The 9003-nt window shown below is 26.7% G+C and carries 9 protein-coding genes and 1 pseudogene; 4 read left to right on the forward strand and 6 right to left on the reverse strand.

Annotation, left to right across the window (positions count from 1 at the left end; translation table 11 throughout):
- Nucleotides 1-629, reverse strand: a pseudogene (locus tag BUA90_RS12650) (IS3 family transposase); the annotation flags it as partial.
- A 647-nt stretch (nt 630-1276) separates the two neighbouring features.
- Nucleotides 1277-1915, reverse strand: a complete 639-nt coding sequence (locus BUA90_RS11805; protein WP_072968832.1) for a hypothetical protein — start codon at nt 1913-1915, stop codon at nt 1277-1279.
- A 361-nt stretch (nt 1916-2276) separates the two neighbouring features.
- Between BUA90_RS11805 and BUA90_RS12655 the strand changes: the two genes are divergently transcribed.
- A complete protein-coding gene (locus BUA90_RS12655; RefSeq protein WP_242945096.1) occupies nt 2277-2933 on the forward strand; it encodes an IS701 family transposase in 657 nt (218 codons plus the stop codon).
- 404 nt (nt 2934-3337) lie between these two features.
- Entirely contained in the window at nt 3338-3601 is a 264-nt protein-coding gene (locus BUA90_RS12660) for a hypothetical protein (protein WP_242945097.1), read from the forward strand.
- 250 nt (nt 3602-3851) lie between these two features.
- On the opposite strand, the gene BUA90_RS11815 is transcribed toward BUA90_RS12660, so the two are convergent.
- Complete coding sequence (locus tag BUA90_RS11815) at nt 3852-5198, reverse strand: hypothetical protein (RefSeq protein ID WP_072968834.1); 1347 nt, start codon at nt 5196-5198, stop codon at nt 3852-3854.
- Complete coding sequence (locus BUA90_RS11820) at nt 5191-5706, reverse strand: RNA polymerase sigma factor (protein ID WP_072968836.1); 516 nt, start codon at nt 5704-5706, stop codon at nt 5191-5193. Before BUA90_RS11820 ends, BUA90_RS11815 begins: the two co-directional genes overlap by 8 nt.
- 365 nt (nt 5707-6071) lie before the next feature.
- Here BUA90_RS11820 and BUA90_RS11825 point away from each other — a divergent pair, with 365 nt between their 5' ends.
- Complete coding sequence (locus BUA90_RS11825) at nt 6072-6869, forward strand: sulfite exporter TauE/SafE family protein (protein WP_242945098.1); 798 nt, start codon at nt 6072-6074, stop codon at nt 6867-6869.
- 43 nt (nt 6870-6912) lie between these two features.
- Here BUA90_RS11825 and BUA90_RS11830 read toward each other — a convergent pair whose 3' ends face one another.
- Nucleotides 6913-7653: a YebC/PmpR family DNA-binding transcriptional regulator gene (locus tag BUA90_RS11830; protein ID WP_072968838.1), complete on the reverse strand. Its 741-nt coding sequence runs from the start codon at nt 7651-7653 to the stop codon at nt 6913-6915.
- Between the two features lie 66 nt (nt 7654-7719).
- Nucleotides 7720-8472 (reverse strand): NAD(+) synthase, encoded by a 753-nt coding sequence (nadE, locus tag BUA90_RS11835; RefSeq protein WP_072968839.1) that lies wholly within the window; start codon nt 8470-8472, stop codon nt 7720-7722.
- Between the two features lie 254 nt (nt 8473-8726).
- Here nadE and BUA90_RS11840 point away from each other — a divergent pair.
- On the forward strand, nt 8727-9003 hold a 277-nt coding region (locus tag BUA90_RS11840; protein ID WP_072968477.1), incomplete at its 3' end, for a transposase.

Genomic DNA, 9003 nt, shown 5'->3' on the forward strand with positions numbered 1-9003 from the left:
ATCTGTATTAAACTGTCTATTAACAATATTGTCAGCTTTTTCTTCATTACATTTTGAAGGATATACCTTATACTGTTTAACTGTATAATTAGATACTAGTCCATATTTTTGCATAATACGACTAATTCTTCTTCTAGATACCTGATATCCATCTTTTTTTAATTCATGCTTGATTTTTCTTGTACCATAATTATTTCTACTATTTTTAAATATTTCTATAATTTTATTTTCTAGATTACTATCACGTGTTTTTTCTTTAGGTGTATAGTAAACAAGGCTCCTAGATATATTTAATATTTCACACATGGCGCTGATACTGTACTTATGCTTATTAGCCTTAATAATAGCTATTTTCGTCCCATTATCAGCGCCGCTTGCTTTAAAATATCATTCTCCATTTTTAATCTTTGATTTTCTTTTCTGAGTCTTATTAGCTCATTTTCTTCTTGGCTTCTATTGTCCTTTGCTTTAAAGGAGCCTGATGTTGTATAGTCTTTAACCCACTTATTCACAGTCGATCTAGCAATGTTATATTCTTTTACTATTTCACTTGGACTTTTACCACCTTTGATTAATTTAACTATCTGCTTTTTAAATTCTTCTTTGTATCTTTTTGACCTATTAGACATGATTAACCTCCAATTTAAGTTTATTTATTATATCATGTCCGTGTTTTTTCTGTCTAATTAAGTGTAACCTATCCAGTTGATATTAATCACTTTATTTATATATACATTAAAAAAAGAAGCCTGGAACACTTCATTGGAGTACCGGAAGGTACCAGATGTGTCCAGAGCTACAACAATATACTATGATTATTATATCAACAATCCGAAGGATTTCATAGTTCTTTTAGAACTTATTAAAGAAAATGGACTTAACCCTGTTTTAAATGCAGTAAAAAATTTATCTCTGATAAAAAGGTCCATCGTTGTACATGTCATTCAAAAAATGCTGTTTTATGGCATTTTAAAAAATGTAGTGTTTTGGCAAAGTAAATCCGATTTGCCTGATTTAGGCAATTCTATCATACATCCAAAATGCCATAATCGTACATTTTCACGATGCCATTTACATCAAACCAACCATAATTACATAATATCCAATCTCTAGCATGCTATATTATTTCATTATTTTTATAAGATAATTATGCCAATCTTTTTCAAATTCCTCTTTGCTTATATGTAGAACTTTTTCTAAATCACCATTTTCTACAATTAATTCTCTAACTTTCTCCATTCCCCAATTATTAACTATGTATTCTATTAAACTATAGCTAAAGTTGGTCTATATTTGTATTTAACTCAAATAAACTTGGCAAATTATCATTATTTATTCTAAGTTTTTTTAAATTTCTAGTTTGACCTGCTTCATATAGAGCTATTCCATCCCATAGCCATCTATGTTGACTAGCATAACTATTTAAATGTATACTAACAATATGAGTAAATTCATGAATTGCAGTTTTAACAATTTCATCATAAGAATGACTCGTTTCTTTATTATTTGGAGACAACATTCTTATTTCATCTTTTCCCCAAGTAATTCCTACTACCCAATCCTTTCTATTATATTCCTGTATTGACTGAAAAAAATCTTTTTGAGTTGGATATAAGCGAACTTTTATAATAGGTAATTCACTAGGCTTTAAGTCATTAATTATTTTATCATAATTTTTTTCTAATACTTTTAATATATGTTTAGCATATATTTTGTTGTTTATTGTATAGTATATTTTAAAGTGCTCTGAGTTTTCTACTAAATAATTACTATCTATATTTTCTTCAACTTTTTCTATATTATCTACTGTGTCAAGTTTGTTAATATTTTCTTTTCTATTTACTTTTATATAAAAAATAGTAAGTAGTGTTAATAGAAATGCAGCTATGAAAATAACTTTTTTGCTTATATTCAATAGATTCACTCCTCTATTTTTTTTAATATACTACTACATATGCTCCAAAAACAATTTATTTAACTAGGTTTTTTAGATAGATATAATTTAATGCTTTCTCTACTTGACAGTTAAATTTTGAAGGCTTAAACATATTACCAGAAAAAATATAGTTATAATAAAAACATTCATTTTTACAGGTATTAAAAATCTTACAGTCTTTGCAATGGTGTTTTTATCTTGTATAATTATTAAATACTCTAATATTTTTACACCACTTTACGAGAAATAAAGCGGCAGCTTCCATAAAATAGAAAAATCAAACGCCTGAATCCTAGGAATACTAATTATAGCACAACCAACACCCTAGGAGGCGTTTGATATGATTAGTATTCCCAAAACTTCAATGAAACAAACATTAAATCAATATTTAAATAATTATAGATTCATTTTTAAGAAGCATAGCTTTGATATTTTTTACTGGCTTATAATGGCCATACTTTCCCTAGAAGAGCTTCGCTCAGTTAAGTTTTTATATGACAATTTTATTAAGAAATACACTGGTAAAGCACTCAATTCAATTTATTATTTTCTTTCATATTCAAACTTTAGCATTGATGAATTAATGCAAGCTACAGTGAAAATAATTTTATCATTAATACCTGAGAATCTGATAAATGCTGAAATATTTTTAACTATTGATGATACTCTACAAGCTAAATTCGGTAAAAAATTTGATTGCTATAATAAACTCTTTGATCATACTAAGAAAATAGGATCTTCTTATCTAAATGGACATTGCTTTATTTCTTTAGTAATAAATGTTCCTTTATGGCACAATGAAAATATTAAGTATTTATCTCTTCCAATAGGATATAAAATATACGATAAAGAAACCTCAAAACTTGAAATCGCATCTAATATGATTGATATAATAATGCCTTTTTTAGAAAAATACAATGTTATCCTTCTTTGTGATAACTGGTATTCTAAAGGTAAAGTACTTAACACAGTTAAGAAATTTAACAATCTAGATTAATAGGTGCAATACGAAGTGATACTGCCATATTTGATTTACCACCTGCCCCTACAAGTAAAAGGGGTAGACCAAGAAAAAAAGGTGCTCGATTAGACTATCAAGCATTTTCTTATATAAAAGTAGATAAATACTACATTGCAACTAAAAAAGTTATCATAAGATTATTTGAGAATCCAGTTTATATTACTGTTACAACTACTGATACTCTATCTTTTTCTTCAATTAGAATGTATCTTTCAACAAAGAACCCAGAGAATTTAAATATTTTTTCATATAAAGAATTTGATGACTACAAATATTCATGTAATAAATCTAAAATAGGCAGCATTAATGCCTATAGCCTTAGATGTAATATAGAAGTTATATTTTATCAACATAAATTTTTCTGGTCTTTTGGTAATTATATGGTAAGAAGTAAAATAGCTATTGAAAGATATATTAATCTAATTGCAATAAGCTTTACCTTTGTGTGCATACTTCCATTTACAACAGAAACTTTTGCAAATTATAAGTTTAAAAGTCCACAAGTTATTAAAAGATTAGTTTCAGAAAGAATTCTAAAGGAATTAATTTTTGATAGTTTCGTATCTATAATCGAAAATAGCAAAATTTATTCTATAGTTTCTATATATGTTTACCACTTTATATTTAAAAAAGACATTGCTTAGTTAAAAGTTGTAAAGTGGTGTTCTATAATTATATATTTATATAATAATATGTGCATATATTTTATACTCTAGTTTTTCGGTTGTCAATCTTAAATAATAAAATAACTTTTAACCTTATATATAATATTTAAAAAATATACGCTATATAAAAAGCCCTTACAATATTTTTACATAGATAATAAACCTATAAAAATTCTTTCATTTGACAAAAAAAGAATCTTTTTTTGATTTCAAGGATTCTCTTTTTATATTAAGGTTGTATAGGAATTATTACTTCTTTAGTTGTATAAAAAATAGGATTTGTAAATGTTACAGTAATCCTATGTTGTCCTTGCTTTATATTAGAAATCACCAATTCTTTATAATTATCATTAGTAATTTTGGAATCATTTTCTTCACTTGGATCTACAAATATGCACTTAACACCTTCCACTATATACTTATTCAATTCTTTTTCATCTACATTAGCTGAAATATTGTATAATTTCAATTCATTTGTTCCAACTAAATTTTTATTAATAATTAGTTTTACTTTTTGTGCTGCTTTTTTTATTAAATGACAATCTTTTTCTGGTGTTTTATAATTAAAACATTCAATATACTCAACCCACTGAACATTATTAATCATTAAATTATCTTCTCCAATTTTTATATTAATAGGAAACTTATCATCTTTACTTATAGCTACTTTAGTCTTTAAATCTGTATCTTCAATTAAAATATAAGGAATAACCAATTTTATACTAGATTTAAATTTACCATTAAAATAAAGTGTATTTTCTAAATTTTTATTTACACAATAATATTTTTCTCCCTTATCATTTAATAAATAAATGTCATCTAATGGAAAAGAAATGATTTTTGTAGGATCATTGACTTGTGCTAATAAATTTACTTCTAACTTATCTTGAACATAATTGGTTATTACAGCAATATTAATACCAATATCTTTTATGGAAATATAATTATAATCTTTAGGAGAGACTTCTGGTAATTTAGTCATAATTATAGGAATTTTATATTTTCCATAAATTAAATTAAATCTCTTTACCACATCTTTAAATGTGTAAATAATTCTGCCACTCCATTGATAATTGTCAGAATTTCTATCTCCATCCCATATCATATCCCATGACGTTAATTCTGCTATATTTTTATATTCATCCATTGCAATTATCTTATTCTTTAAAGGTGCATTGTCTCCCATTACTAAAGGTACATTGCCTTCCACTATTAGTATTACAGTATTACCTTCAGTATAAGCTGAATTAACTTTTATATATTTCTCACCAATAGACATTTTTACTGAACTTAAAAGACCATATGCCTGATTTTCAAAACTTGTATATATTAGTTTATTTATACCTGGTACATATCTTAATACTTTTTGTGTAGCATAGCTTATTGGCTCTCTAAAAATTAAATATGATATTAGTAATATCAATAATATAGGTAATGCTATAACAGCTCCATACTTAAAGTTATTATATGTATTTATTTTACTTTTCTCTATTATATCATTCTTAATATCATCAGTAATTTTTATACTTTCTAAATTTTTATCTATATAATCTTTTAAATTTTCAAGATTATTCATAAACCATCCCTCCTATCCCTTTATCTTTTAATTCCTTCCTTGCTCTTGATAATCTAGTGTATACATTTGATTCAGAAATACATAAAATCTCTGCTATTTCTTTAACAGTGAATTGTTGATAATAATACATTAAAATAACTTCTCTATATTTTGGTTTTAAATTCATTATTGACTTTAATAAATCATTGTTTTCAACTTTATTAAATAATTCTTTATCTAAATCTTTCTTATTTTTTAATTTTTTATCATTTAATACAATTCTTTTTAACCATGAACTTCGTAAATAGTTCTTACATACATTAATACATATTCTTGTAATCCAAGTTTTTTCTGATGAATCCCCTTTAAAAGTATGAAATTTATTATATACCTTTAAGAAAGTATCTTGACATGCATCTTCAGCTAATTGATAGTCTTTTAAATATAAATAACTCAGTCTTAAAATTTCTGTACCATATTCATTTATCAAACGGTTAAATTCTTGTTCGCTTAATACTTTCTCATTCACCCATAACCCTCCTTTCAATTATTAGACACACTATAAATTTAAAATTTTACACTCTTTAAAAATATTATTAAATAAGTTAACCTAAACTTTTTACCTAATTAATAACAAAAATAAATTATAAAATTTTTATTCTAATAATGGATAAATTTATTAAAAAAGAAAGAATTAAAACAAATTGATTTTTTTCTTCTAAAGAATATAATATTTTATGTGAAAGATATTTTATTTCATATTAATATAAATAAGTTTAAATTGGAGGATTAATAATAATAAGACCTAGATACTGTCATTGTCAATGGTGTGGTGATTAATATATATAATAAGTTTCCATGTTTTATTTTTAAAATATTTTTGTAGAAAAGGAAGTGTTTAAAATAGAAACTATATTCATTTTGAGTATAATTATCTTTTTAATAGCAGTAACAATGTCAATGGTAGGTAAAGGCGGAGGAAATTTTTATCTATTAGCAATGGTATTATCAGGTATCTCAATGCACAATGCAGCAACATCTTCTCAACTAATAATGATGGCAACTTCTATTGTTTCTATGCTTGTTTTTAATAAACATAAACGAGTAGATTGGAAATTAGCATTAATTATCGACCCACCTACAGATATGATGGCTTTTGTTGGAGGATATTTTGCATCTAATTGGGCAGGCAATACTTTAAAATTAATGTTTGCTATTTCGTTAATAGTTATATCTATATTCATGTTTATTCCTGTTAAAGAAAAAATCATTTCTAATGATAAAAAATTTGGCTATTGGAAAAGAAAATTTGGTAGTAGTGAATATGTAGTTAACTTATGGTTAGCTATCCCCATAACAGCAGCAGTTGGCTTCTTTGCAGGTGCAATTGGAATTTCCGGTGGAACATTTAAAATACCACTTATGGTACTAGCATGTGGTGTTCCTATAGAAATAGCAGTAGGAACTTCATCAGCTATGGTTGCAGTAACTGCATTGATGGGATTTTTAGGTCATAGTATAAATGGTGATTTTAATCCTCAAATTGCCATTCCTCTTACAATAATAGCTATAATAGGTGGTCTTATTGGAAGTAAATTTGCTATTAAAAGTAAACCTAAAAATCTAAAACTTATATTCGCTACAACTAATCTCATTGCAGCTATACTTATGATAATTAATATAATATACTAAATTTTTAGGGACAAGGAAATAACTCCTTGTCCCTAAAAATTTTTTACTCTAAGTCCCCTGGCATATCCCAGTTGTGATATACGTTTTGTACATCATCATTATCTTCAAGTAAATCAATTAACTTGTTCATATTTTTAATATCATCTTCACTTTCTAATTTTTGATAATTTTGAGGTATATATGATATTTCTGCAGTTGAAAATGTATATCCTGCCTGTTTTAAAGCATCTCTTACATTTGCAAAATCATCTGGAGCAGTTGTTATTTCAAAATATTCTTCTTCTGAATTAAAATCTTCAGCTCCAGCATCAATAGCCTGCACCATTAATTCTTCCTCATCTATTTCATCAGTTCTATCTATTATCAATACACCTTTTTTATCAAACATCCATGATACACAACCATTTGCACCTAAATTGCCGCCACATTTAGTAAAATAGTGTCTTACATCTGCTGCAGCTCTATTTCTATTATCAGTTAAAACTTCAACAAAAACGGCAACTCCACCTGGCCCATAACCTTCATAAGTAATTTCTTCGTAATTTACTCCATCTAATTCCCCAGCACCTTTTTTAATAGCTCTTTCTATATTATCATTAGGCATATTAGCAGCTTTAGCTTTTTCTATTGCACTTTTAAGTGCTGAATTATATTCTGGATCTGAACCACCTTCTCTAGCTGCTACCATTATACATCTAGCAAGTTTTGTAAACATCTTAGCTCTTTTAGCATCTTGTTTTCCTTTTCTATGTTTAATGTTAGCCCACTTTGAATGTCCTGCCATACATATCCTCCTTTAGTACATATTGCTATTTTTTATATAAATGTTTAGTATTTTTTATAATAAGTACTAAAACTTCGGTGGCATAGGTGGCATTTTTCTCTTGTGTTCCGTTCTCTTATGAAGTCTTTCAATAATTTTTTTATCTTTTTCCGGTATTTCTTTTCCTTCTAGTAAGTCATCAATCATGTCGTAAGTCGTACCCATCTCTGATTCATCTGTTTGACCTTCCCATAATCCAGCAGAAGGTGGTCTATCTAATACTGATTGAGGTACTCCTAAAAATCTACCCCATTCATACACTTCCCTCTTAGTCAAATTGGCAATTGGAAGTATATCTACTCCACCATCTCCATATTTTGTAAAGTACCCAGTATATAATTCTGCTGCATTATCAGTTCCAGCAACTAAATAATTTAAAGAATTTGCTACTGTATATAAAGTGCTCATTCTCATTCTCGCTCTTAAATTTGCATCGGTTAATCTGTAATTTGCTTTAGTATCTTTATTTTTCTCATTAAGAGTATCAATTACTTTATTTAAAATCTTATCTTGCTCTTGTGTTAATTCTACAACTATATAATCTAAACCTGCTGCTTTTGCAACTGCTTCAGCATCTTGTCTATCTTTATCATTACTTTTGCAAGGCATTATAACCCCAATTGAATTTTCTGGAAAAGCTTTTTTAATTAAAAAACCTACAACTGATGAATCAATTCCTCCAGATAGACCTACAACTATACCTTTTGTCCCTGAAATCTTTACTTGTTCTCTAAGCCATTCAACTGTCTTGTTTATTTTTTCTTCAACTGTTGTATACATACCTTCTCTCTCCCTAACATGTATTTTAACAAAGCTATTATAACATATTTACCTATTAGCTTTTAATAAAATTTAAAGAAGAAAAACAATTTTTTAGAAAAATTCTATAGCTAGTTTTATTCTTTTACTATTTTAAAAATATAAGTTTCTTTTATGCAATTATTTATGTATAATAGTTATAAACTTTTTAGCCCCCTAATAGATTTGGACAAAATTAACCATAGAAATATAATAAATTTAGGGGGTGGATTTAAGTGCCAAAAAAACAACTCACTGAAGAATTTAGAGTTAAAGTAGTTAAAGAAGCCTTAGAAACTGGTGAACAAGGTATAGTAGCAAGACGTCATGATATTCATCCGGTTACCTTATCAAGATGGATAAATAACTATAAAAAATATGGAAAAACAACAGTTTCTAAACAAACTTCCAAAACTACTAATAAAGATGTTGAGTCTCAGATACTAGAAAAAGAAAATGAACAACTAAAGAAACTTTTAGGTGAAAAAGAACTTGAAATACAAATTCTTCGTG

This window comes from Caminicella sporogenes DSM 14501, assembly GCF_900142285.1.
Lineage (GTDB): Bacteria > Bacillota > Clostridia > Peptostreptococcales > Caminicellaceae > Caminicella > Caminicella sporogenes.